Genomic DNA, 24796 nt, shown 5'->3' with positions numbered 1-24796 from the left:
GCTACTGCCCGCTTTTCCGGTTTATATCGGTGACCGGTGCGTTGCCGTCGGCGCCTTCGTCCAGCATGCGCAGGTGCTTCATGGACACGTCCAGGATGGGCGCCGAGTGGGTGAGCGCGCCGCTGGACACGAAGTCGATGCCTAGGTCGGCGATGGCCTGCACGTTGTGCGCGTCGATGTTGCCGGAGCACTCGGTCTTCGCGCGCCCGTCGATGAACGCGACGGCTTTCGCCATGGCGTCGTGGTCCATGTTGTCGAGCATGATGATGTCGGCCCCGGCGGCGATGGCCTCCTCGACCTGCGCGAACGTCTCGCACTCCACTTCGATTTCGCGCACGAACGGGGCGTGGGCGCGTGCTGCCTCGATGGCCTCGCGCACGCCGCCCGCTGCGGCGATGTGGTTGTCCTTCAGCAGCACCCCGTCGGAGAGGTTGTAGCGGTGGTTGCGCCCGCCGCCGCACCTCACGGCCTCCTTTTCGAACACGCGCATGTTCGGCGTGGTCTTGCGCGTGTCAACCAGCTGGGTGCCGCTGCCCTCGAGCAGCGCGGCGACGCGGTGCGTGTAGGTGGCGATGCCGCTCATGCGCTGCAGGTAGTTCAGGGCCACGCGCTCGCCCGACAACAGCACGCGCACATCGCCGGTCACCGTTGCAAGCGTCTGGCCTGCGCAAACGTTGTCGCCGTCTGCGGCGAAGCGCTGGACGTGCGTTTCGGGGTCCAAGATGGCGAATGTGCGCTCGAACACATCGAGGCCGCACAGCACGCCGTCGGCCTTCGCGATGAGGTCCACGGCGGCGGGGCGCGCGTCGGGCATGATGGAGGCGGTGGAAACGTCCTCGTTGGTGATGTCCTCGGCCAGCGCCTGGCGGATAAGCGGCTCGGCCACGGTTGTCAGCGTGATGGGGTTCATGCGCAAACGACCTCCTTGGAGCTTGCGGTGCGATCGGTGTCGGATGGGGAAGCGTTTTGCGGGCAGGTTTGCGTTACGGTTTGCGAACCGGATTGCCCAGCGTTGCGAGACTCGGTTCGCGCCGTGTTCTGCCCGGCGTTTTGCGTGCAGGTTCGCGTTTTGACCTGCTGGCCGGATTGCGTCCAGGTTTGCCCACCGTTTTGCGCGCAGGTTTGCGTCGTGTTTTGGGGTCCGCATTTGGCTGCGTTCTCGCGGGTTTTGCGCTCGGCTTCGGCGCAGAGGCGTTTGTACGCCTGCGCGTCGGCTCCGCAGGGCTGCTCAGGGTAGGTTTGCTTGACGGGCGCTTTCACGCCCAGCTTGCAGCACATGTCCCACGCGGCGCGCTGCGCGAACACGAGCGACTCGAGCAGTGAGTTGCTGGCCAGGCGGTTCTTCCCGTGCACGCCGTTGCAGCTGGTTTCGCCGGCGGCGTACAGCCCCGGCGTATCCGTGGCGCTGTTGCGGTCTACCCGCACGCCTCCCATGAAGTAGTGTTGCGCGGGCACGACGGGGATGGGCTCGCGCGTGATGTCGAAGCCCTCCTCCAGGCAACGCTTGTAGATATTCTTGAAGTGCCCCGTGATCTCGTCCTTTGGCATGTTAGCGAAGGAGAGGCGCACGAATTCCGAGCCTTCTGCGGCTATCTGCCGGTATATGGCCGCGCTCACCACGTCGCGTGGTTGTAGCTCGTCGGTGAAGCGATTCCCGTTAGCATCGAGCAGCACCGCCCCTTCGCCACGGCACGATTCCGAGATCAGAAACGCACGGCCCGGCCGCGTCGAGTACAGGGAAGTGGGGTGGATCTGCACGTAGTCCATGTGCTCGAGGGCGATGCCGTGGCGCTCGGCGATGGCGCACGCGTCGCCGGTAAGGCTGGGGAAGTTGGTGGAGCGCGGGTACGTGCCGCCGATGCCGCCGCAGGCCCAAAGCGTCTGATCCGCGAAGATGCGCAGTTGCGCCCCGTTGACGGTGTGCGCAAGGACGCCGCGGCAGCGCGTCTTCGGCTGATGGGGCTCGACGTCGCGCTGCGTGGACGACGGAGCGGCAACGAGCGGCGCGCAGCCATAATCTTCAACGTTGGTCGCGTTTTGCGTCGCATCGCCCTGCGCTGCGGCTTCGTTCCTTGCAGCCATCCCAGCGTTGACCTGGGGTTCGTCCTGCGCGACCAGGATATCGTCCATGCAGGTGTGCTCCAGGATGCGGACGTTGGGCAGTTCGCGCACGCGGGCCAGCAGCGTGGAGGTGATCTCGTCGCCGGTGATATCGCTGTGGAAGCAGATGCGCGGGCGGCTGTGCGCGCCTTCGCGGGTGTAGCGCAGGTTGCCCGCTTGGTCGCGCTCGAAGTCCACGCCGCGTTTCACCAGGTCGGAGATGATGCTGCGGCTTGCGCGGATCATCAAATCCACGCTCTCGCAGCGGTTTTCGTAATGGCCCGCGCGCAGAGTGTCCTCGAAAAACGGCGCGTAGTCGGCGTCGTCGTGCTGCACGCAGATGCCGCCTTGCGCCAGCATGGAGTCACATTCGTCCACGGTCGTCTTCGCCAGCATCACCACGGAAAGCTCGGAGGGAAGGTTGAGCGCGCAGTACAAGCCCGCTACGCCGCAACCGACGATGACCACGTCGCAGGCGATATCGCGCACCTCCGCCGCTCCCTCGCACTTCGGTTGCAATCGGTCACCGGCAGGGTCGCGTGGTGCAACGCCATGCGAGCAAGCTGCAGCGGAAGCCATCGTTTCCGCAGGTGCGGCACCCATTTCGTCAGCTAATTCGTTCTTTTCGCTCATCTTCGCCGCCTACTTCGCCGCGTACTCCAGCATGCGCTCGAGCGTCAGGCGCGCCGCGGGGGCCAGGTTGTCGCCGACGTGCACCTCGTAAGGGGCGGGGTTGCGCAGGCATGCGGCCAGCTTCGGCAGCGTGACCAGGTCCATGTTCTCGCAGCGCGGCGTGGTGGCGGGGAAGTGGAAGCGTTTGCCCGTGCCTTGGGTGCGCAGCTCCAGCTCGCGGATGATGCCGACCACGGTGCACACGATGAACTCCTGCGCGTCCGACGCGGCGGCGTGCTCGATCATGCCCTTCGTCGACCCGATGTAATCGGCCTCGGCAAGCACGTCGGCCGGGCACTCGGGGTGCGCCATGACCACGGCGTCGGGGTGGGCTTCCTCCAGGTCGATGATCTGCTCCACGCTGATGGTCACGTGGCGCGGGCAATAGCCCTTGTTCAGGATGACGTGCTTGTCGGGAAGCTGGCTTGCCACGTAGCGTCCCAGGTTCATGTCGGGGATGAACAGGATGTTGCGCTGCGGCAGGTTGCCGCAGATCTTCACGGCGTTCGAGGAGGTCACGCACACGTCGGACCAGGTCTTCGCCTCGGCGGTGGAGTTGACGTAGCACACCACGGCCAGGTCGTCGCCGTATTCGGCGCGCACGCGGTCGATGTCAGGTTTGCTGATCATGTGCGCCATGGGGCAGTCGGCTGCGGGTTCGGGCAGAAGCACCGTTTTGTCCGGATTGAGCAGCTTCGCCGATTCGCCCATGAACTCCACGCCGCATAGCACGATGGTCTGCTGCGGCAGGTCGACGGCCAGTTTCGCCAAGGCGAAGCTGTCGCCGACGTAGTCGGCCGCGGCCTGCACCTCGGGCGGCACGTAGTAGTGCGCCAAGATCACGGCGTCGCGCTGCTCTTTTAGCTGCGCGATCTCCTGGGTGAGCGTCGCGATGGGCCCGGCCGCGCCAGACGCTTGCGTGCCTGCGCCGGTTTGCCCTGCGTTGTTTTCGATGACCTGCTCGCTCATGTTCGCTCCATGCTTCCGTGCGGTTATTTGACGCTGCAGTATGCCGCAAAACTTTACAGCTGACTTGACAGCTGTAAAGTTCCCATCGTTTCTCCATTCGTCGGCTGACGCCCGCCCGCGTAAGCCGCTGGCTCTCGCGCCAGCGGCGGGCAACGGGCGCGTTTGCCATCAGCTGCGGCACCGTCAGGCACATCCGGCGGCCGGTCCGCGCGCCGATCGCCGGCTTTCGCCCGCCCGCCCGCCGCACACGTGCCCGCGCTCGCCGCCGCGCTCGCCGCCCGCGGAGCGCCTTCGCCGTTTGCCCTTAAATCCCGTATCGCCGGTAGGTTCAACATGCGAAAGGCCCATACTAGACCGGTACGGAACGTGTTTGCGCTCCGCGTTTGGCGCCAACCCGCGAATCGCGGGTGCGCTACCCATTAGTCAACCCAAGGAGGTTCAGCATGGCTCGCGTGTACAATTTCTCGGCCGGTCCGGCAGTGCTCCCCGAGGAGGTGCTGTCCTCCGCCGCCGCGGAAATGCTCGATTATCAGGGCACCGGCATGTCCGTGATGGAGATGTCGCACCGCTCCGCCGCGTTCAAGGGCATCATCGAGACCGCTGAGCAGGACATCCGCGACCTCATGAACATCCCCGACAACTACCGCGTGCTGTTCCTGCAGGGCGGCGCCACGCAGCAGTTCGCAGCCATCCCCATGAACCTCATGCAGAACAAGGTCGCCGACTACATCGTTTCGGGCAACTGGTCGAAGAAGGCCTTCAAGGAGGCAAAGCTCTACGGCGACGCCCGCTGCATCGCCAGCTCCGAGGACGAGAACTTCACCTACGTGCCCGACGTCGACGGCCTCACGTTCAGCCCCGACGCCGATTACGTCTACATCTGCCAGAACGAGACCGTCTACGGCAACCGCTACACCAAGCTGCCTGAAACCGGCGACATCCCGCTGGTCTCCGACGTTTCCAGCATGTTCCTTTCCGAGCCCATGGACGTGTCGAAGTACGGCCTGATCTACGGCGGCGTGCAGAAGAACGTCGGCCCGGCCGGCGTGGTCATCGTCATCGTGCGCGACGACCTGATCCGCGAGGACGTGCTGCCCTTCACGCCCACCATCATGCGCTACAAAACGCAGGCCGACGCCGGCAGCCTGTCCAACACCCCGCCTTGCTACGGCATCTATATGTGCGGCAAGGTGTTCCAGTGGCTCAAGGGCCTGGGCGGTCTTGAGGCCATGCAGAAGCTCAACGAGGAGAAGGCCGCCATCCTCTACGACTACCTGGATCAGTCCAAGCTGTTCAGCGGCACGGCGAAGAAGGAGTTCCGTTCGCTCATGAACGTGCCGTTCGTCACGGGCAACCCCGAGCTGGACGCGAAGTTCATCGCCGAGGCGAAGGCCGCGGGCATCGAGAACATCAAGGGCCACCGCAGCGTCGGCGGCATGCGCGCCAGCATCTACAACGCCATGCCCAAGGCCGGCGTCGAGGCGCTGGTCCAGTTCATGGACAAGTTCGAGCGCGAGAACGCGTAAGTTCGCGATAGGCGAGCGCCCGGTGCGCGGGCGCTGGTCTCGCGATAGCGATAGCGCTTTCAAACGGGCGGGCGGCCATCAAGGTCGCCCGCCCGTTTTGCGTTCGTCCGGTGGACACGTGTCGTGCGTTGTGATTGCGTGCGAGGTGCGTAGTTGCGCGGTGCTGCGTCTATCGAGTGTGCTTGTGCTTATTGGCGTTACGAATGGGTTTCAGGTCGGTTATCGGTTTCGCATTGGCGTTTGCGGCGCTATAATGGTGCGATTATGACTACACAGCTTCCTTATCTCATCTGCTCGATTTTGAGCTTCATTCCCGCCATCGTGTTGCACGAGATGGCGCACGGCTTTGCTGCCTGGAAACTGGGCGACCCCACCGCCAAGCGTGCAGGGCGCCTGTCGTTCAACCCGCTTGCGCACGTCGACCCGTTCGGTACCGTTATCATGCCGTTTTTGCTCATGGCCATGAACATGCCCGTGTTCGGCTACGCCAAGCCGGTGCCGTACAACCCCGCGTACTTCAAGGACCCGCGCAAGGGCGATCTGATCGTGGGCTTGGCCGGCCCCGCCGCCAACCTGCTGCTCGCCGTGCTGGCGGGCGTGGTCGCGTGGGTTCTCTACGGGTTCGCCCCCGTTGCGCAGTGGGTGGTGCAGAGCCAGGCGTTCTTCTATTTCTACCTGATGTTCCTGCCCATGTTCGCGCTGATCAACCTGTACCTTATGTTCTTCAACCTGCTGCCCATCCCGCCGCTCGATGGCAGCTCCATCTTCGCATTCTTCATGCCTGTGAAGTGGTTGCCGAAGTACTACAAGGTGCAGCAGTACGCGTTCCCGATCTTCATGATCGTGGCTATTTTGCTGCCGTATATCATTCATGTGAACGTGTTCGGCATCTACCTGGACGTCACCGCCGGCAATCTGGGCAACCTGCTGTTCCCCTTCACCATTTCGTAGGGGCGGCGGGGCATCGTGTCGTATCGCGTTCGCACCGACAGCTTCGAGGGGCCGTTCGATCTGCTGTTGTACCTGGTCAGCCGCCAGAAGGTTGACATCGGCGCTATCAACATCACGCAGATCGCCGACCAGTATCTGGTCGAAGTGGGCCGTATGCAGAACCTCGACCTGGATGTTGCCAGCGATTTTCTGCTGGTGGCCAGCACGCTGCTGGAGATCAAGGCGCAAAGCCTGCTGCCGCGCGAGCGCGTCGAGGTTGAGGACGACATCGCCGAGCTGGCGCCCTCTGAGGCGCGCGACATGCTGGTGGAGCGCCTGCTGGAATATAAACAGTACAAGAACGCCGCCGCCGCGCTGCATGCGCGGTTCGTCGCCGAGGGTCGCATGCACCCGCGTCCGTTCGGACCTGAGGCGTGCTTCCTGAACCTCATGCCCGATTTCCTGCGCGATGTGTCGCTTGACTCTCTCGCGCTGCTTGCCGCCCGCGCGCTGGCGCGTCGCGAGGTGTTCCTGCTGGAAAGCGAGCATATCGCCGCGAAGCCCATCCCGGTGGAGGTGCATGTGCGTGCCATCCATCAGCGCATCCGCAACCTCAAGCAGCTGCGCTTCTCGCAGTTGATCGCCGACGACGCGCCCACGCCGCTTGTGGTGGTCACGTTCCTGGCGGTGCTCGAGCTGTACAAGCGCTCCATGGTGCGCGTGGAGCAAAGCCAGCTGTTCGGCGACATCGATATCGAGTACATCGAGGGCTCGGGCGAGCTTTTGCTGGATGGCGACGACGCGCTGACGTCGGTTGGGGAGGAATAGATGTTCGAGGGACTTGATCAGGCGCAGCTGAGCGGCGCCATAGAGGCTATGCTGTTCGTCACCGACGAGCCGGTCGGCGTCATCGAGCTGGCAGATATGCTGGAGGCCGACCCGAAGCTGGTCGAGCAGGCGCTGGTGGACCTGCGCGAGAAGTTGGAGCGCGAACAGCGCGGCATCCAGCTGCGCGAGGTGGCCGGCGGCTGGCGGCTGTACACGCACCCGGCGTACCATGACCTGGTGGAGAAGTACGTGCTGTCGTGGGATACGCGCAAACTCTCGCAGGCGGCCATGGAAACGCTCGCCATTGTGGCTTACCTGCAGCCCTGCACGCGCGCCGGCGTTGCCAGCGTGCGCGGCGTGAATTCCGACAGCTCCATAAACTCCCTGGTGGAGAAGGGGTTGATTCGCGAAGCGGGGCAGGCAGACGCGCCGGGCAACCCCACGCTGTACGCCACCACGCGCGGCTTCCTGGAGAAGTTCGGGCTGCGCTCGGTGCGCGACCTTCCCGATCTGGACGAGTTTGCGCCCGACGATGCGACTCGTCAGCTTATCCGCGAGCGCTTGAGCGCTGGTGGGCAGGAGGCGCGTGTGGCGCCCGAGGCGCAGGTATCGGATGACGAAGCGGGCGATCCGCTCGACGGCCTGCAGTTCGACTTCGAGGACGAAGGCGCCGGCGGTGCGCTGACCTCGGAAAAGGGTTCGCGCGGCGTGGGTGCCGGCGGCGAGAATCGCTCGTCCCGGCAAGCGGCGCCTGAGCGCGCCGCGGCAGGCGGGCAACTGCCGCTGTCCGCTGACGACCCGGATCGCGACGCATCGGGCTCGCACGCCGCGTTCCCGGCCGGTGACGGTCCGGCGAGCAATGCCGCGCAGCAGATGCTCGCCGATGCTATGGCGCAAAGCTTCGGGTTGGTGGAGAAGATCGACTTCGACAACCTGAAGTTCGAAACCGACGACGAGTAACCGTTTTCCGGCAAACCTCGACCGACCTGTGATGGGAGAATCATGACCAGGCAACTCAAACCCAATCAAACGCAGCCCGAGGAGCGTCTTGTGCCCATGCGCCTGCAGAAGTTCCTGGCGCGCGCCGGCGCGGCGAGCCGTCGCGGGTCGGAGAACCTCATGACGGCAGGGCGCGTGACGGTGAACGGCCAGGTGGTTACCGAGCTGGGAAGCAAGGTGGATCCGCTTGTGGACCAGGTGGCGGTCGACGGCGTGCCTGTGCGCTTGGAAGGCGGCCCCGTTACCATCATGCTGCACAAACCCGCCGGCTACGTGACCACCATGTCCGACCCGCAAGGCCGTCCCACGGTGGCCGAGCTCGTGCCCACCGATCGCTTCCCGGGGCTGTTCCCCATCGGGCGCTTGGACTTCGACACCACGGGGCTTTTGCTGTTCAGCACCGACGGCGAGCTGGGCAACGGTCTTTTGCACCCGCGTCATCACGTGGAGAAACGCTATCTGGCGCTGGTCAACGGCAAGCCCACGCCCGAGCAGCTGGCCCAGCTTGAGCAGGGTATCCAGCTTGACGACGGCATGACCGCGCCCGCGAAGGCTGCGCTGGTGGAAGGTGCGGAAGCGAAGCGCGCGTTGTCCATGCTGGAGGTGCCGCCCGCCGTACCCGACCATGAGCCCAACGGCAGCGTGCCCAGTCCGCAACGCGCCGCCATCCTGCGCAAGCGCTCCCAGCAGCGCGCCGTGGTGCGCGTGGTGTTGCGCGAGGGAAGGAAACGCCAGGTCAAGCGCATGCTGTCGGCCATCAAACACGGCGTTTTGGCGCTGCACCGCGACAGCTTCGGTCCCATCGAGTTAGGCGACCTGCCCCGCGGCCAATGGCGCGAGCTCACTCCTGAAGAGGTAACGGCGCTGCACGCATCTATAAAGTAGGCGAACGTTCGCCGGGTGAACAGGGGACGCGCGGCGTGAACAGGGGACGGAGGTGTGTTCACGGTTGCCCTTTCATTTCCCAAAGAGCCCTCGTGAACACACCTCCGTCCCCTGTTCACGCCCGTTGGCGGGTCTCGCGTCGCGCGTTGTTCGTGCGCAGTGCTGCATCGCCGATGAGCATTCCCCGCGAACGCGCCTTCGTCCCCCGTTCACGCATGAACACACCTCCGTCCCCTGTTCATGTTCCCCTCGTGCTTGCGTGGGGCGGCGGGATGCGTGCTGTCGGGAAACGGCTATAATGGTCACCCGGGTAAACTGCTGGTGTTTGCGAACTCGGCGTTTCGCCTTGTCGCGGGCGTTCTTTGACCTGCGCGGCGGTTTCGCGCTTGCCGATGCGATGCCGACTTGCCCGCAACGTCCTATCCTAGATCGGATCCGGAAGGTCTGCATCGCCTTATGGCACAAACGATCGATCAAGCGAAAACAGGCGGCTTCGAACGCGTAGCCGTCATCGGCTTCGGCCTCATCGGCGCCAGCTTTGCCGCCGCATTGCGTGCGGCAAACCCCTCGGCGCAGGTCATGGCCGTCGACACCGACCTGGCCACCCGCGTCGAGGCCGTCAACAGGGGCTGGGCAACCGCAACCGCCGCCCCCGATGCCGCGGAGTTCCGCGCGTTCATCGAAGACGGCTGCGACCTGGTGGTTTTGGCCACGCCTGTCAGCGTGGTGGAAGGCTATCTGAAAGATTTGGCCGAGTGGGATTATCGCGGCATCATCACCGATACCGCTTCCACGAAAAGCCGCATCATCGAGATGGCCGCGCACGCGCTTCCGTATCCGCAGAACTTCGTTCCCGGCCACCCTATGGCCGGTTCTGAGAAGAACGGCATCGTGGGCGCCCGCGCCGACCTGTTCAAGGGCGCGTATTGGATCTTGTGCCCCGACGCCGATACGCCCGCGGAGCATTTCACGCGCTTGCACGAGCTGATCACCGGCATCGGCGCGCGCGTGATCAGCCTGCCGCGCGAACAGCACGATGCAGCGGTGGCCGTGGTCAGCCATGTGCCGCATTTCACCGCCAGCTCGCTCGTGCAGCTTGCCGTGCGCCACGCGAAGGGCCAGGATTCGCTCATGCGCCTGGCAGCGGGAGGGTTCAAGGATTCCACGCGCATCGCGGCCGGCTCTCCCGAGCTGTGGTGCGGCATCGCTTTCGACAACAAAGATGCGCTTCTGGGTGGTTTGCGCGAGATGCAGGGCATCATCGGGCAGTTCGCCGACGCGCTTGAAGCGGGCGCTCGCGCAACGTTGACCAGCCTGCTCGCCGAGGCAGCCGATGCCCGCCGCGCGCTGCCGGCCGCATGGCTGCCGTGCACCGAGCGCCTGCTGGAGGTTCGCATCCCTATGGAGGATCGCCCCGGCGTGGTGGCCGAGGTCACCACCATCACCAGCAAGGTGGGGTGCAACATCCAGTCCATCGAGATCGACCACGTCACCGAGGACTCGGCCGTGCTCTCGCTCGTGCTCACCGACGAAGGCGACATCGGCAAGCTGTCGGCGCATCTTATCAATGCCGGTTTCTCCGTATCGTTCAGCCCGCTAGCGCCTAAGGAGCACACCCATGTCGGATAACATCACCGTCATCAAACCGCTGGAAGGCCCTATGCACGGTTCCACGCGCGTGCCGGGCGACAAGTCCATCAGCCATCGCGCTGTGCTGTTCTCCGCCATGGCGGAAGGCACCTCGCGTGTGTCGGGCGTGCTGGATTCCGCCGACGTGCGCAGCTCCATCGGGGCCGTCCGCGCGCTGGGCGCCCAGGTCAGCCTGGAGAAGCAGGCAGACGGAAGCCTTGCCGGCGGCATCACCGGCTGGGGTGTCGCCGGTCCCAGCCAGGCCGCCGAACCCGTGGATTGCGGAAACTCCGGCACCACGGTGCGCCTGCTCATGGGCATCCTGGCGCCGTGGGATATCCAGGTCACGCTCACGGGCGATTCGTCGCTGTGCAAGCGCCCGATGCGCCGCATCACCGCGCCGCTCATGAAGATGGGCGCGCGTTTCCTTCCCGAAGGCCGCGAGACGCTGCCCATCACCGTCCACGGCGGCGGGCTGCGCCCCCTCACCTACGACGCCCCCATGGCATCGGCCCAGCTCAAGACCGCTGTGCTGCTTGCCGGCATGTATGCCTCGGGAACCACCACGGTCAACGAGCCGGCGCCGAGCCGCAACCACACCGAGCTCATGCTGCCCGAATACGGCGTGGCCACCACGGCCGGTGCCTGCACGGCCAGCGTGACCGGGCCCGCCCAGCCCCAGGCCGGCGAGGTGCTCGTGCCGGGCGACCCCTCTTCGGCGGCGTTCCTCGCATGTGCGGCGGTTTTGCACCCCGAAAGCTCGATCCAGATCGAGGACGTCAGCCTGAACACGGCCCGCATCGGCTTCGTACGCACGCTCGAGCGCATGGGCGCCCAGGTCAGCGTCACGCACACGGGCGCGGCAGGCAAGGAGCCCTACGGCATCATCGAGGCCTGCTACACGCCCGATCTGCGCGGCTGCGAGGTGCCGGCCGACAAGATCGCCGGAATCATCGACGAGATCCCGGTGTTGGCGCTGGTGGCGGCGCACGCGCATGGAATCACCGTGTTCCGTCAGGTGGGAGAGCTTCGTGTGAAGGAAACCGACCGCCTTGCCGCTATAATGGATGGTCTGGCCAAGTTGGGCGTGGACACCTGGTGCGAAGGCGACGACCTTTACATCGAGGGTCAACCCGGCTTGCAGGTCCCCGAGGGGCTCGAGTTCGACTCGCTCGGCGACCATCGCCTTGCCATGACCTGGTCGCTCGTCGGCCTGACCGGCAAGGTTTTCGTGAACATCAAGGATTTCGAGGCCGTGCGCGTCAGCTACCCCGGCTTCTTGGACGATATCGAAAGGCTTGCACGATGATCATCGCAATCGACGGCCCGAGCGGCGCCGGCAAATCGACCGTTTCGAAGGCGGTCGCGCGCCGTTTGGGCTTCTCGTGCCTGGACACGGGCGCTATGTACCGCTCCATCGCCTGGCAGGCGCTGCAAGACGGCGTCTCGCTGGAAGATGGCGAAGCGCTCGGCCGCATCGCCGATATGCACGAGATCGGGTTCTCCCATGAGCCGGGCGATCCGCTGCCGCGTCGCGTCTCCATCGCCGGCGTGGACGTGACCGACGCTATCCGCACGGCCGAGATCGACCGCTCCGTCAGTGCCGTGGCCGCCGCGCCCGCTGTCCGCCAGGCGCTCGTGGCCCAGCAGCAGCGCATCGGCCGCGCGGGCAACTATGTGGTGGAAGGCCGCGACATCGGCACGGCGGTGTTCCCCGAGGCTGAGCTGAAGGTGTTTCTGACTGCCAGCGCTGCCGAGCGCGCCCATCGCCGCGTGGCGCAAAACGAGCGTCGCGGCGTGGGCAGCACCGATTACGCCGAGGTGCTCGCCGACATCGAGCGCCGCGATGCCATCGATTCCTCGCGCGATACCAGCCCGCTCAAGCCGGCGCCCGATGCCGTGCAGATGGATTCCACCGGCCGCACGATCGAGCAGATCATCGAGCGCATCTGCGCGCTGGCCCAGGAGAAGGGCATGCACGTATGAGCCTGTTTTTGAGATACGAGGATATGTGGGATCGCGCGCTCGGCGGTACCACCGATGAGAAGCAGATCCCGCATTGGTTCGCGAACTTCGCGTATGTGCTGATCGGCTTCGTGTTCAAGGTGCTGTTCCGCTATCGCGTTGACGGGCGCGAGAACCTTCGCGCGTTCAAGGACCGCTGCGGCGCGGTGGTGGTCTCCAACCACACGTCGTTTCTGGACGTGGTCCTCATGTACGTGGCGGCGCGCCCAAGCCAGTTCGTGCGCCTGATGGGCCGCGATTCGCTGTTCGGCAACGCGCACGGCTTGGCGGGGCAGATCCTCTCGCGCGTGGGCGCGTTCCCCATCAAGCGCGATTCGGCCGACCGCACCGCCATCAAGCGCGCGGCGCATATGCTGAAGGGAAACCAGCTGGTGGGCATCCTGCCGGAGGGCACGCGCCGTGGCAAGGGCAGCAAAACGCCCGAAATCCACTCTGGTGCGGCGTTCATCGCGAAGATGGGCAAGGCTCCCATCCTGCCTATGTGCGTGCGCGAGGCGGAGAACGTCAAGCGCAAAGGCGAGCGCATGCATTTCCCCAAGATCACAGTGGAATACGGAAAGCCCCTGGTGGTAAGCGATTTCGACTTCCTGCCGAAGGAAGATCGCCTGGACGGATGCTCGTGGTACGCCATGCGCGAGGTCTTCGCGCTGCACCAGCGCGTGCCGCGCGAACAGGTGGATATGGTCGCGCTGTTCCCGGACGGCCGCGATTTCTCCGAGGTGTTCGCCGCTCACCCCATTCCCGAGCACACCCCTGAGGAGGCTATCGAGCTGACCCGCCCCACGAAGAAGGCGAAGGCCGAGCAGTAAGAGCAGGTTGGGGGGTAGGGGCCGCGTGAGCGGCCCCTTGCGCTATCGTGCGTCGCAAAAGTCGCGAGGCGCGAGTCGCAAAACGCAAGCTGCGAACTCTAAGTTGCGTACCCGCAACTTGCAGCTGCAATCCGCAAACCCGCGATTCGCGAATCCGCAAATTGCAGTGTGCGAGCGGTAAACTCCCAAACCTCAAGCGCGCGAGCTCGCAAAACCGCTATCGGCAAGCCGCAATCAATACGAAAGGACCGGACATGGAAGTCATCCGCAGCAAGAACGCAGGCGCATGCTACGGCGTGCAACGAGCCCTTGACCTGGCCCTGAAGGCCAGCGAGGGAGATGGCAGCGCGTTCACGTTGGGGCCGCTCATCCACAATCCTCAAGTGGTGGCGAACCTTGAGGCGCGCGGCGTGCTGGCCGTTTCGGAGCCCGAGCAGGCCACGCACGGGGCCATCATCATTCGCAGCCATGGCGTCACCCCGGCTGTGCGTCGCTCGGTGGAGGCGCGCGGACTTCCCGTGATCGATGCCACGTGCCCGCATGTTGCGCGTGCGCAAAAGGCCGCCGCCACGCTTGCTGAGGAGTGCGGCTACGTGGTAGTGGTGGGCGAGGAAGGCCATCCCGAGGTGGAGGGCTTGGTGGCTTACGCCCATGAGGCCGGCGCGCAGGTGCACGTGGCGGAAACGGCCGCCGACCTGCCCGCCGACCTGCCCGAGCACGTGGGCGTGGTCGTGCAGACCACGCAAACCCGCGATGCGCTTGACGACGTGCTCGAGGGCATCCGTGCCCAGGGCGTTGCCGCCCAGGTCAAGGATACGGTGTGCACGGCGACGCGCCAGCGCCAGCAGGCCGCTGCGGAGCTTGCTGGGCAGGTGGACGCCATCGTGGTCATCGGAGGGCGCAATTCGGCCAATACCACGCATCTGGCCGAGATCTGCGCCGCGGAATGCCCGCGCACGCACCACATCGAGTCGGCCGCCGAGCTTGATCCCGCGTGGTTCGCGGGCTGCTCCTCCGTGGGCGTCACGGCCGGCGCCAGCACCCCCGACGACCAGATCGACGAAGTGGTGCAGCGCTTGGAGCGCATGTAGCGATCCTTATCATGCGGGTGGGCCTACATCCGCATTTCCCTGTCCGCCGTCATGGCGCTGCATTTCCTATATATCCCCATGTGAACCGTCCCCATCTGCACGTGCTTCGGCATATGAGGGCGGGGACGGTTTTGTGCACGGACGGTGGAGAAACGGCCCGATTTGTTGCACAACAAATCCCGCGAAAACCGGGTTAGCCTTGAAGCATGAACGAAGCCGTCCGGCGCCGCAAAAGCGCCGGCGCGCGAACGCGATGCGGAGGTTGCCACCATGTGCAGGATATTGCTCGTCGAAGATGCCGTGCCCGAGCCTGAGGCGCTGCGCGTGCTCATCGAGCAGCATCCCTGCGCCGGCGCCATCCAGTTGGAGAGTTGCGCGTTTTCCCAGGTGAGCGAGCGCATCTCCCAAAGCCCGCGCATCGATGCGCTGTTCGCTCCCGTGGATGCCCCTGGCGCCTTCCCGGCGTGCGCTTCCGATGAACGCGCTGGCATCGCGCTAGTGCGCGAGCTGCAGGATCGTGACATCCTTCCGCTGACCGTGTACTGCACCACGCGCGCCGCCTACACCTCGGCGGTGTACGGCACCGACCATCAGTATCTGCTGCTGGCGCCGTATTCGCCCACGGAGGCGCGCAACGCCTTGGACAAGGTGTTCGGCTTGCTCGGCCATCGCGCGGCAAGCCCGCTTGCGCTGCGCAGCGCCGGGACCGTGCACATCGTGGACCCAGCCGACGTGGTGTACGTGAAAAGCATCGGGCGAAAAGTGCTGGTCAGGCTGTCGGACGCTCGCGTGTTGGAATCGTATGCGGCCCTGGCCGAGCTCGAGCAGCAGCTGCCCGGCAGCTTCGTGCGCTGCCACAAAAGCTACCTGGCGAACATGGAGCACGTTGTCCAGGCCTCCTCCGATGGGTTGGTCATGGACTGCGACGAAGCGGTCCCCATCAGCCAGCGCCAGTACCGCACCGTCCGCGACGCCCTCAGGTCGTTCTCCGTTTCATAGACGCAGAAGTCTGCGGCTGACGGGGTTTGCGCCGTCGGCTTCGTTTCGCCTTTGCCGGCTGAGCGCCGGCTGGCACCGCATCCGGCGCTCTTCGCATCGCGCTCCGCGCCGCCGTATTTGCTGTTCTTCCTAGGGTGGGAATTGGCGCCCAGCTTCTTCGCGCCGCCTTTCGGGGGCAAACGCCATCCTGTCTTGAACATAGTTGCGCTGATTTTCCGCGCCGCGTTTCCGCCGGGCGCCTTGGCGGGCGCGGCATGCTACCATGATATGCTGCGAAAAATCGACGGCGTACAGGCGAGCGGAAGCGGAAAGGCGGTGTTGACGTGGGCATTTATCCTCCTCAGGATGTGGCGAAGCAGGCTGCGCAGTCCGCGGGCGGCCGCAAGCGCCGTGCTCCCGAGCCCCCGAAGGCCGTCATCGAATCCGTGCTGCCCGAAAGCCCTGCCGACGACGCGGGCTTCACGCCGGGCTGCATCATCACCAGCGTGGACGGCCAGCCCGTGCGCGACATGATCGACTGGCGCTGGCTTACCGCCGACGACGTGATCACCCTCGGCTACATCGACACCGACGGCGACTCCGGCGAGGTGGAGCTTGAGCGCTACGAAGGCGAGGAGTGGGGCTTCGAGTTCTCGGGCGTGGTGTTCGACGGCGTGAAGCAATGCCGCAATGCCTGCATCTTCTGCTTCATGCGCCAGCTGCCCGACGACATGCGCCCGTCGCTGACCCTGCGCGACGATGACTTCCGCCTAAGCTTCCTGTCGGGAACGTTCGTCACGTTCACCAACTTGTCGGCCGAGGACGAGGCGCGCATCATCGAGCAGCACATCAGCCCGCTGCGCGTTTCCCTGCACGCATCCAACCCCGAGGTTCGCCGCCGCATCATCGGCCGACATGCCCAGCACGGCATCGACGTGATGGACCGCTTGCTTGCCGCCGGCATCGAGTTCCACGCGCAGATCGTGCTCATGCCCGACGAGAACGACGGCGACGCGCTGCGCGAGACGCTCGACTGGGCGTACGCGCGCCCGGGCATCTTGGACATCTGCATCGTGCCGCTAGGCTTCACCAAGCATCAGACGTGCTTCACGAAAAGCTTCAACGACCCGGTGGCCGCCCGCGCCGCCATGGATACCATCGTGCCTGCTCAGCAGCGCGCCCTTGCCGAGCGCGGCCACCTGTGGGCCTTCGCCGCCGACGAGTTCTACTGCAACGCCTACGGCGACGAGCTGCTGGAGAACCTTCCGCCTACCGAGCATTACGGCGACTTCGGCATGTTCGAGGACGGCGTGGGCATCATCCGCTCGTTCGTGGACGATTGGGAGGCTGCGGAAGCGGCCGGGCTTGACGTGCAAGCTGCGCAGGCGCTGCAGCAGGCGGGCATGTGCGTGCGTTACATCGCCGGCATGGCCACGCCGCATTTCTTCCGCCCGCTGTTCTCGCGCGGCCCGCTTGCCGGGGTGGTGGAACCGCTGTTCGTGGAGAACCGCTTCTTCGGCGGGAACGTCGACGTCACGGGGCTGTTGTGCAGCTGCGACATCGCCGACGCCATCCGCGCCGACGCGGCCGAGCACCCGGGCTGGACGTACGTGGTCCCCAAGGTCATCTTCAACGACGACGGCGTCACGCTCGATGACGCAACGTTGGAGGATATGGGGAAGGCGGCGGGCGTGGCCGTGAGCGTGGTATCCTGTAACGCGACTGGGTTCTTGCCGGAACTCGTCGAACTGGCGCGCGCATAGCGGCGTCGCAAACGTAGTATTTTCCTCAACCGAAAAGGATTTGATATGGCTCTGCCCATTGTGGCGGTTGTTGGACGGCCGAACGTCGGCAAGTCCACCTTCGTTAACCGCATTGCCCAGGCCGACGAGGCCATCGTACACGAGATGCGCGGCGTCACCCGCGACCGTTCGTACCACATCGCCGACTGGAACGGCGTGCTGTTCAAGCTCATCGACACGGGCGGCATCGAGATGGGCGACGAAGACGCGTTCCAAAGCTCCATCCGCACGCAGGCGTTCGCCGGCGTGAACGAGGCCGACGTCATCGTCTTCATCGTTGATGGCCGCACCGGCATCAACGCCGACGACGAGGAGGTGGCGCGCGTGCTGCGCAAGACCTCCAAGCCGGTGTATCTGGTGGTGAACAAGATGGACAACCCCGACACCATGGACCAGGTTTGGGAGTTCTACCAGCTGGGCCTGGGCGATCCGTGGTCGGTCTCCTCGCTGCACGGCAACGGCACGGGCGACTTGCTCGACGCCGTGGTCGAGGACCTGAAGAAGGTCGAGACCGCCGATGACGAGGAAGAGGACGGCGGCATCAACATCGCCATCATCGGCCGCCCCAACGCCGGCAAGTCCTCGCTGACCAACCGTCTGACCTCGGATGACCGCTCCATCGTGTCCAACGTCGCCGGCACCACGCGCGACGCCATCGACACCGTTATCGAGCACGACGGCCAGCGCTACACCATCGTCGACACCGCCGGCCTGCGCCAGAAGAGCAAGATCGACGAGGACGTGGAGTACTACGGCTTCGTGCGCGCCATGCGCGCCATCGACCGCGCCGACGTGGCGATCCTGGTCATCGACGGCTCCATCGGCCTGACCGACCAGGACCAGCGCGTAGCCGGCTTCGCCGCCGACCGCCAGTGCGCCATGGTCATCGTGCTGAACAAGTGGGACCTGGTGGAGGGCCCCGACGCCAAGGCCGAGGTGCGCGAGAAGATCACCGACCGCATGACTTTCGTGGGCTATGCCCCGGTCGTTGCCACTTGTGCGCTCACGGGCAAGTCCGTCCATCGCATCTGGGAAGCCGTTGACGTCGCGTACGAGAACTTCTGCAAGAGCATCCCCACCAACCAGCTCAACGTCTGGCTGGGCGAGATCCGCGAGGGCGGTCACACCGTGTCGAAGGGCAAGGCCATCCTGCGCATGAAGTACGTCACCCAAACGGCAACGTGCCCGCCGCAGTTCACGTTCTTCGTGAACCGCCCCGACCTGGTCAACGACAACTACGAGCGCTTCCTGGAGAATCGCCTGCGAAAGTCGTTTGACCTGACGGGCACGCCCATCCGCATGAAGTTTAAGAAAAAAGATTAAGAGAGATCCGCTGTGGAACTGCTGGGAGCATTAGGGGTTTTCGTCATCTCTTTCCTGTTGGGGTCTATCCCCTGGGGCGTCATCATCTCGAAGGTGTTCTACCACACCGACATCCGCGAGCATGGCTCGGGCAACATCGGCACCACCAATGCCATGCGCACCATGGGCAAAGTGGGCGGCAGCGCCGTGTTCGTGCTTGATTTCGGCAAGGGCATCGTATCCGGCCTGATCGCGGCCGCGGCTGCGGCCATGTTCGGCGGCGGCATGTCGCTGTCGGGCCATGTGATCGGCTACGACGACTTCGTGACGGTGGCCTTCTTGGGCTGCGTGTGGGGGCACATTTTCAGCCCTTGGCTGGGATTCAAGGGCGGCAAGGGCATCGCCGTGGCCGTCGGCTGCCTGTTCGTGACGTTCGGCTGGCAGGGCGCATGCCTTGAGCTGGCCATCTTCGCCGTGTTGGTGCTTGCCACCAAGTACGTGTCGGTGGGCTCCATCGCCGCCGCGGGGGCATGCCCGCTGTTCGCCGCGTACTACTTCCTGTACGCCACGTTCGCGCCGGCAGCGTGGGTATGCACCACGGTTGCCGCGCTGACGGTGGTTTGGGCGCATCGCGGCAACATCGAGCGCCTGCGCGCCGGCAACGAGCGCCGTATCGGGCAAAAGGGTAAGGAAGCGTAAGGAAAGTGGACGACGACATGAAGGTTGCAGTCATCGGCGCCGGTTCGTGGGGAACCGCGCTGGCGCAGACGCTGGCCCTCAACGGGCATAACGTGAGCCTGTGGGCGCGCAAGGATTCGGTGGTGCACGGCATCAACCACGAGCACGTCAACCCGCGCTACCTTTCGGATGCGAAGCTGTCCGACAACATCGTGGCCACCACCTCGTACCGTGACGCGCTGCATCGCGCGAAGGCCGCCGTCATCGTGACGCCTTCGAACCTGTTGCGCGGCGTGGCACGCGTGCTGTCCGATGTGGTGGACGATCAGTTCCCTATCGTCATCTGCTCGAAGGGCGTGGAAGCCGAAAGCGGCTTTCTGCCCGTGGGCGTGTTCGAGTCCGAGTTGGGCAACAAGGATCGTCTGGCCGTGCTCTCGGGCCCCAACCATGCCGAGGAAGTCATCAAGGCCAAGCCGGCGGGCACCGTGATCGCGTCGTCGGGTCAGGATACGGCGGTGCTGTTCCGCGACCTGTTCGCTTCGCCGACGTTCCGCACCTACACCAGCGACGACGTCACGGGCGTGGAGCTGTGCGCCGCGTTCAAGAACGTCATCGCCATCGCCGTGGGCGTGGCGTACGGTCTGGGTTATGGCGACAACACGGCGGCCATGCTCATGACGCGCGGCCTGGCCGAGATGAGCCGCCTTACGGTGAAGTGCGGCGGTCAGGCCATCACATGTATGGGCTTGGCGGGCGCGGGCGACCTGATCGCCACGTGCACCTCCGAGCATTCGCGTAACCGCTCGTTCGGCGTGGAGCTGGCGCAGGGCGGCACGCTTGACGGGTATCGCGAGCGCACGCACATGGTGGTCGAAGGCGCGTTGGCGTGCAAAACGCTGAAAACGCTGTCGGATGCCTACGATGTCGAGCTGCCCATCACCGATGTGGTGCGTAGCGTGGTATGGGAAGGCGCCGACCCGAAAGCCGCGGCGAAGGACCTGTTCGCACGCCCATTGACCACGGAATTTTACGGACTGTAGAGGAGAGCTGGGGTTTCTAGGCTGTGTCTTGCCGAGTGAACAGGGGACGGAGGTGTGTTCGTCCGGTGTTCTACGGGCTGCAGGGATGGCTTGGGAGTTCCGAGGCCGTAGCACGCCTGGGGCTTACTGGCTGCAGGTCTGGCCTGGGTATTCGGACTAAGGGTTTGACAGGGGGCTGTCAGGGCCGTATAGTCCGATTTGATATGGTTTTGCCGAAGAGCGGTTGCTGTGTTTAGCGGCAGCCGCTCTCTTTATAAGCTCCGAACAGTGAACAGTGGGGGGTGAACAGGGGACGGAGGTGTGTTCACGCGCCATCGTAGCCGCATGAGCAAGAGACGACGACCGCGTGAACACACCTCCGTCCCCTGTTCATGACGAACGCACCTCTGTTTCCGTTTCGCTAGCAAGCTTCTGAAAGGCGAAAATTGGCGGGCGGATGACGGGCCCCTCCCTTGCGAAAGGAACCGCATGAGCAATTACTCGTCCACCGTTGATACCCTTGCGCATCGGGTGAAGGTCATCGCTTCCAGGGCATTTGCAGTTGTCGCACTGGCCCTTGCGTTCGCAACCGCGCCTGCTTCGGCGTTTGGCGTCGACGCCGTCGCTGCTGGCGACCAGGACTCGCCGTGCGTTCCTACCCAGGAGCAAGTTGAAAGCTACCGTGCGGACGGCTCGCTCGACGAGCGTGCGCAGGTTGCCGAGCGCCTTGGCCATGCGCAGCTGTCCGCTGACCTGACGCAGCAGGCCCTTGCCCGGCAAGCGGCGGCGCTCGGGCAGGGTGCGGACGTGTTCTCCTTGCGCTCTGTGGTTCCTTCGACTTGGAAATGCGGCATGGCCACGGTCGGCGCCGGACACGTGCTGGCGTTGCGCGTGTCGTTCCCGGACCATTCCTTCGCCGACGATGATACGCTTGAGGCGCTTGATGCGCTCATCAACGGCGGCGGCGCCTCCGCGTTCCCTTACGAAAGCCTGCACGCCTACTACCGGCGCGCGAGCTACGGTGCGCTCGACATCTCCGGAACCGCCGTGGACTATCAGGCGAAACACGAGCGCAGCTACTATCAGCACGACATCAACTCGCTGTTCGTCGAAGCGCTCGACGCTCTTGACGAGACCTTGGACCTTTCGCAATTCGATGGAAACGGCGATGGGTACATCGACTGCGTGTACCTGCATTTCGCTGGCCCCGATGCCGGGTGGGGAAGCACCTGGTGGAGCCAGGAATGGACGGTGCCGCAGCAGGCTCCTCCCGAGGTGTATGAACGTTCATGGGATGGCATGCGTCTGTGGAACGCGTGCCTGCTGGCCGACAACTGCGCTGCGGACATGGCGGCTTCCACGCTCATTCACGAAACGGGCCACGTGCTCGGCCTTCCCGATCTGTACAGTTATCGGAAATCGACGGTCGGCTTGTCGGGGCGTTCGGGGTGCCTGACGTTCGACCTGATGGACAATAACGCCGGCGACACCAACGCCTTCTTCAAATGGATGCTCGGTTGGATCGATGAAAGCAAGGTTGTGCGCGTGGTTGCAAACGCTGACGGGATCGATGTGCAGCGCGGCGGCGTTACGCAGCACTACGACGAGCATTCGATCGATCAGGTGCTTTCCGCGTTTACGAGCTCAGATATTGCCGAGTGCGGCGGGTTTATCGCCGTGTCCGATTCCGATGATCTGCTTGACCCGGCGAAGGGCTTGTTCTCGTCCTTCTATCTGCTGCAATACGATCGCTATGCCGGCAACCAGTCGCTGGTGTACAAACGCGGGGGTCAGGATTTCGAGCTGCCGTCGGGCTTCAGGCTCTTCCGTGTGCAGGCGGCGCTTTCGGCGGAGGGGGACGACTACCTGCATCAGAACACCTCCGGAGCGCCCGGCAATCAGCTTATCGAGTTGGTCGACCCCGACATGAACGCCACCCATTCCGACGGGATCGGTTACGCGCCCGCTGCGATTACGGGCGACGGGTACGGGTGCATGCTGTATGACGGCCAGGAGGTGTCGCCGACCACCTATCCCTCCACGAATTTCGGCGAAAGCATCGGCGGCGGTTTCACGGGCTTGACGTTCTCGTTCGGCGAATGCGGCGAAGATTTCGGCACCGTCACCGTTTCCTGGTCGGATGCCGACGAGCCGGTTCCGGGCAACTTCTCCCTTTCCCTGCAGTCAGGCACGCTGCTGAACTGGGGTCCTGTGACGTTCGTCATGTCGTATCCTGCGCTGTACAAGGCATTCGAGAACGGGGCGTTCCCGTATCTCGTGATCGATGGAAGGCGCATCTTCTCCGCTGCGGACGTGAGCGGCGAAACCGTTTCCATGCGATATCAGCTCAATCCCGGCGAGATTTTGCCGACCAGCGCTTGCGAAGCGGTGTTCCCCGCGGGCTGCTTCTTGTTGGGCGTGGTCGATGGGGAAGAGGTGTACTCCGAGGAGATCCACGTGCCGTTTTCCCCGTCCGGCCTGGCCAGCTTCGGTAAGCATGGCTTCTACGAGCTGGAGATCGACCCGCTGGATGAGCGCGTCGGTATCTCCTCGGTGCTCGCCTGTGGCGACGGGTCGCGCTGCTTCCTGCGCGCGGTCGGCGAGAGTCTGTATCTCGAGACCCTCGACGAGAAGGACCCGTCGAAGGTGAGCGAGGTGAAGATCGAAGGCGCGGTGCTGCCAACGTATCCGCAGGCCAGCGCGGTGCTGCAATGCGCCGTGCTGCCCGATGACCGCTGCCTGGTGACGGTATCGTTCGAGAACTTCGATGCTTCCGGCTTGGCGCGCGCCTACTTGGTGGACCTCGGGTCGCATCGGGTGCTCGGCGAGGCGTCCCTCAGCCGGTTCCCCGGCTCCGTTCGCGCCATGGCGGTGGGGAACGTGCCGGTCATGGGGACGTATGCGTACCAGCTTGGCTTCGGCGAGGGCTATGTGATGACGTCGACGTTTGCCGACGTTGCGGCAGGCGGGGTGGATGCGAGCGCTGCGGTTTCGCCTGGTGAGCGCGTGCTTTGGACGCGGGCATCGGGCGTTTACGAGGCGGGTGATGGGCTGATCGCCGCCATGTTCACCGAGGATGCTCTCGATGGCAATGGCCATCCCGGTGGGGTGAACCTTACGGTGCGTCTGTACGATGCCGAGTCGGTGGCAGCGCTTTTCGCGACGGCGCCTGCCGAGCTGAATCCCGATGCGCTCGAGGATTTCACCGAAAGCCTTGATCCAGTGTGCGTGTGCAAATTGAGCGGGTATCAGGCCGTCAACGATGTTGCGGCTCGCGATGATGCCGTGTACGTGCTGACGTCGGGTCGTCTGGATGCCAGCGGGTCCGAAGATGATACGTCGCGCGGAGGGGCGATCGTGAGGTTCGACCGTGCGGGCGTGCAAACGGCCTGCCGGGCGCTTGTCCCGGTCAGCTCGGTCGCGGCGACGTATACGGATCTGGCCGTCGGCGAACAGGGGGCGGTGGCGGCAACGCGCATCGCGATCGGGAACAAGGGCGCGTTCGAACCGCAGGAGACGCAGCTGTTCGATTCGTCGCTGAACGCGGCGGGTTCGTATGATTTCGTCGGGAACTCGACCGGTGGTTGGGTTGACGGGCGTTGGGTGGCGCTGGGTTGGGATAGCTCCCGGTTCGGCCACGCCATGGGCGCCGGGGCTCCGCCCGCGGAGGGCGCGGAGGGCGACGGGGCTGTCGCGGCGTCGGATGATGCGGTCGTGAGTAGCGCGCCTGCTGCGATTTCAGGTGGTGAAACGGCGGGCAGTGGGTCTGCTACGGCGTCGGGCGTTGATGGCTCTGCTGCTTGCGCGGCGCCTTCTGGCCGTGCCGCCGACGGCGTTGATGAGCGAGGGGGTGAGGAGCCTGACCTGCACACGCGCGTCGGCTACGCGATATCCGACGCTTTGGATGTTGCCTCTGGTTCTGAAGATCCAGACGACTCCGAGGACCCCGGCGATTCTGACGATTCCGAGGACCCTGATGATACGGAGAAGCCCGAGAACCCCGAGAAGCCCGGTGCTTCCAAGAACCCTGGCGGGCCAAAGGATTCGAGCGAACCGCAGGGGTCAGGCGCTTTGTCTGCGGGAACCGGCGATAGCGTGCCCGCTCTTCCGCTGGCCATCGTCGCCGTCGTCGCGCTGGCAGTTGCGATATGGGCGCGACGTCTTAGCCGTTAGCGGTTGCAGTGTCCCTTGCCGCAGTCATCGCGCTTGAAGTAGGCCATATTATCCACTAGGTCCAGCACTTCGACGTCCATGCCGTGGGCAAGGAAGGCCGCCTTGCCCACGATCGGGCGAACACACCTCCGTCCCCTGTTCTCAGAACGGTGACCGTCTGACACCGGTGCTAGAATGCCTGCCAACTACAAGAGCGGTGACCGAAACTCACCGATAACGCGATGATGTTGAACGCGCGTATTCCCAGTTCAGCATGGATTTTAAGATAAGTTCCCCTTGCAGCCGAGTCGGTATGAGTTTCAAGAAATGAAACCGTCTAACACTTAGGCGATACGTTCGCGATCGCAACAATACAGTTGCGATTCTCCGAACGCACCTCCG

The 24796-nt window shown here is 64.6% G+C and carries 19 protein-coding genes; 16 read left to right on the top strand and 3 right to left on the bottom strand.

Annotated elements, in window-relative coordinates:
* Nucleotide 1: 1 nt before the first annotated feature.
* The 3 genes from nadC to nadA are packed head-to-tail and all read right to left on the bottom strand — an operon-like array spanning nt 2 to nt 3741.
* Entirely contained in the window at nt 2–910 is a 909-nt protein-coding gene (gene nadC / locus RDW26_RS02720; RefSeq protein ID WP_307982421.1) for a carboxylating nicotinate-nucleotide diphosphorylase, read from the bottom strand.
* A complete protein-coding gene (locus RDW26_RS02715) occupies nt 907–2733 on the bottom strand; it encodes an FAD-dependent oxidoreductase (RefSeq protein ID WP_307982420.1) in 1827 nt (608 codons plus the stop codon). The genes nadC and RDW26_RS02715 overlap by 4 nt, the downstream gene beginning before the upstream one ends.
* A gap of 9 nt (nt 2734–2742) precedes the next feature.
* Complete coding sequence (gene nadA / locus RDW26_RS02710; protein ID WP_307982419.1) at nt 2743–3741, bottom strand: quinolinate synthase NadA; 999 nt, start codon at nt 3739–3741, stop codon at nt 2743–2745.
* Nucleotides 3742–4184: 443 nt separating this feature from the next.
* Here nadA and serC point away from each other — a divergent pair, with 443 nt between their 5' ends.
* From serC to RDW26_RS02630, 16 genes are all read left to right on the top strand, one after another.
* Nucleotides 4185–5267: a 3-phosphoserine/phosphohydroxythreonine transaminase gene (gene serC, locus RDW26_RS02705; RefSeq protein ID WP_294420696.1), complete on the top strand. Its 1083-nt coding sequence runs from the start codon at nt 4185–4187 to the stop codon at nt 5265–5267.
* Between the two features lie 264 nt (nt 5268–5531).
* Complete coding sequence (locus RDW26_RS02700; RefSeq protein ID WP_307982418.1) at nt 5532–6218, top strand: site-2 protease family protein; 687 nt, start codon at nt 5532–5534, stop codon at nt 6216–6218.
* Between the two features lie 15 nt (nt 6219–6233).
* Nucleotides 6234–7025 (top strand): segregation/condensation protein A, encoded by a 792-nt coding sequence (locus RDW26_RS02695; RefSeq protein ID WP_307982417.1) that lies wholly within the window; start codon nt 6234–6236, stop codon nt 7023–7025.
* Complete coding sequence (gene scpB / locus RDW26_RS02690; protein ID WP_307982416.1) at nt 7026–7985, top strand: SMC-Scp complex subunit ScpB; 960 nt, start codon at nt 7026–7028, stop codon at nt 7983–7985.
* 42 nt (nt 7986–8027) lie between these two features.
* Nucleotides 8028–8909: a pseudouridine synthase gene (locus RDW26_RS02685; RefSeq protein ID WP_307980145.1), complete on the top strand. Its 882-nt coding sequence runs from the start codon at nt 8028–8030 to the stop codon at nt 8907–8909.
* A gap of 456 nt (nt 8910–9365) precedes the next feature.
* Nucleotides 9366–10538 (top strand): prephenate dehydrogenase/arogenate dehydrogenase family protein, encoded by a 1173-nt coding sequence (locus tag RDW26_RS02680; protein ID WP_307982415.1) that lies wholly within the window; start codon nt 9366–9368, stop codon nt 10536–10538.
* The gene (gene aroA / locus RDW26_RS02675) at nt 10528–11847 is read left to right on the top strand and encodes a 3-phosphoshikimate 1-carboxyvinyltransferase (RefSeq protein ID WP_307982414.1); all 1320 of its coding nucleotides are present in this window, start codon (nt 10528–10530) and stop codon (nt 11845–11847) included. The genes RDW26_RS02680 and aroA overlap by 11 nt, the downstream gene beginning before the upstream one ends.
* Entirely contained in the window at nt 11844–12524 is a 681-nt protein-coding gene (gene cmk / locus RDW26_RS02670; protein ID WP_307982413.1) for a (d)CMP kinase, read from the top strand. The genes aroA and cmk overlap by 4 nt, the downstream gene beginning before the upstream one ends.
* Nucleotides 12521–13372, top strand: coding sequence for a lysophospholipid acyltransferase family protein (locus RDW26_RS02665; RefSeq protein ID WP_307982412.1), 852 nt, complete (start codon nt 12521–12523; stop codon nt 13370–13372). The genes cmk and RDW26_RS02665 overlap by 4 nt, the downstream gene beginning before the upstream one ends.
* A gap of 254 nt (nt 13373–13626) precedes the next feature.
* Nucleotides 13627–14463 (top strand): 4-hydroxy-3-methylbut-2-enyl diphosphate reductase, encoded by an 837-nt coding sequence (ispH, locus tag RDW26_RS02660; protein ID WP_307980154.1) that lies wholly within the window; start codon nt 13627–13629, stop codon nt 14461–14463.
* A 270-nt stretch (nt 14464–14733) separates the two neighbouring features.
* Nucleotides 14734–15462: a LytTR family DNA-binding domain-containing protein gene (locus RDW26_RS02655; protein WP_307982411.1), complete on the top strand. Its 729-nt coding sequence runs from the start codon at nt 14734–14736 to the stop codon at nt 15460–15462.
* Nucleotides 15463–15785: 323 nt separating this feature from the next.
* Nucleotides 15786–17204, top strand: a complete 1419-nt coding sequence (locus RDW26_RS02650) for a DUF512 domain-containing protein (RefSeq protein ID WP_307982410.1) — start codon at nt 15786–15788, stop codon at nt 17202–17204.
* A gap of 45 nt (nt 17205–17249) precedes the next feature.
* On the top strand, nt 17250–18566 hold the full coding sequence (gene der, locus RDW26_RS02645) for a ribosome biogenesis GTPase Der (protein ID WP_307982409.1): 1317 nt from the start codon (nt 17250–17252) through the stop codon (nt 18564–18566).
* A 12-nt stretch (nt 18567–18578) separates the two neighbouring features.
* A complete protein-coding gene (gene plsY / locus RDW26_RS02640; protein ID WP_042435991.1) occupies nt 18579–19244 on the top strand; it encodes a glycerol-3-phosphate 1-O-acyltransferase PlsY in 666 nt (221 codons plus the stop codon).
* 5 nt (nt 19245–19249) lie between these two features.
* Complete coding sequence (locus RDW26_RS02635) at nt 19250–20263, top strand: NAD(P)H-dependent glycerol-3-phosphate dehydrogenase (RefSeq protein ID WP_307982408.1); 1014 nt, start codon at nt 19250–19252, stop codon at nt 20261–20263.
* A gap of 468 nt (nt 20264–20731) precedes the next feature.
* Nucleotides 20732–24415, top strand: coding sequence for a M6 family metalloprotease domain-containing protein (locus RDW26_RS02630; RefSeq protein ID WP_307982407.1), 3684 nt, complete (start codon nt 20732–20734; stop codon nt 24413–24415).
* Nucleotides 24416–24796 lie beyond the last annotated feature (381 nt).

Origin of the sequence: uncultured Senegalimassilia sp., from assembly GCF_902464545.1 — a bacterium.
Classification (GTDB): domain Bacteria; phylum Actinomycetota; class Coriobacteriia; order Coriobacteriales; family Eggerthellaceae; genus Senegalimassilia.
Note: the sequence above shows the minus strand (reverse complement) of the source record. Positions and strands in the feature narration are given on the sequence as shown.